The 954-nt window shown below is 48.1% G+C and carries 2 protein-coding genes; both read left to right on the top strand.

Annotation, left to right across the window (positions count from 1 at the left end):
- Positions 1–306, top strand: a 306-nt coding sequence (locus ACM615_RS23875) for a DUF6708 domain-containing protein (RefSeq protein ID WP_431012624.1), incomplete at its 5' end; no start/stop codon positions are given.
- A gap of 3 nt (positions 307–309) precedes the next feature.
- The coding region (locus tag ACM615_RS23880) for a DUF6708 domain-containing protein (protein WP_431012625.1) at positions 310–954 on the top strand (645 nt) is incomplete at its 3' end.

Genomic DNA, 954 nt, shown 5'->3' on the forward strand with positions numbered 1-954 from the left:
GCACAAATGACGCGGGAAACCGGACGTTACGATCAGGGCTACCGGCTGTACGGCGTTGTCTGCAAACCCGGGACAACTGAAATTATCGACAGTTTTGTGCTCAGCTGGGCGGTGGGTCATCCTAAGTTATTGCGCGGATTATGGAGCCACTGCTGTCACTACATGCAGCACAAACCGGTTCCGACACAACCGTTTTACGATGAGCGGCCAAATAGCTGGTGTCCGCGAAATAATATTCACTGGCCCGAAGCCATTGACCGCGAATCTACGACGGCTGCGGATGCGGCAAACACATCAGCAGGGTGAAATATGGAAAATAATCAACGTCCTGATGGTCCCTGGCGCATTGAGCCTGAAACGCTGGAAGCCGCGCTGGAGACAGAATTCGCGGGGCGGCCTGCTTTAACGCCTGCCTTAAAAAATTGGGTTGAAGATTTACCCGGGCAAAATGAGAAACAGCAAACCGCCCCTCGCCTTACCTGGGTCAATGAAATAAATGATATCTGGATGGAAATCCCACGATTTGAAAATATATTATGGTGGGGAGCGTGGGTCGGAAGTATGTCAATGCTTACCCCTGTATTGTTATATGCATACTCGATTTTATCTTTACCATTTGATTTAATTAGCTTTATTATTTTTTCCGTGGGTTTTATTACTATATTTTCATTTTTTTTCCTTTTTATTCGAGGAGCAATGTTTGTACCCCGAGGAACTCCAATTCGCTTTAACCGTCAGCGCCAAAAAATATATGTGTACGAGTACCAGCGTAAGTGGAATCCCTGGGTTCGCTGGCCAACGACAATCAAAGTGTTCGACTGGGCTGATGTTCATGCACAAATGACGCGGGAAACCGTACGTTACGATCAGGGCTACCGGCTGTACGGCGTTGTCTGCAAACCCGGGACAACTGAAATTATCGACAGTTTTGTGCTCAGCTGGGCGGTGGGTCAT

The sequence above is a fragment of the Rahnella sp. PAMC25617 genome, assembly GCF_050606005.1.
Classification (GTDB): Bacteria; Pseudomonadota; Gammaproteobacteria; order Enterobacterales; family Enterobacteriaceae; genus Rahnella; species Rahnella variigena.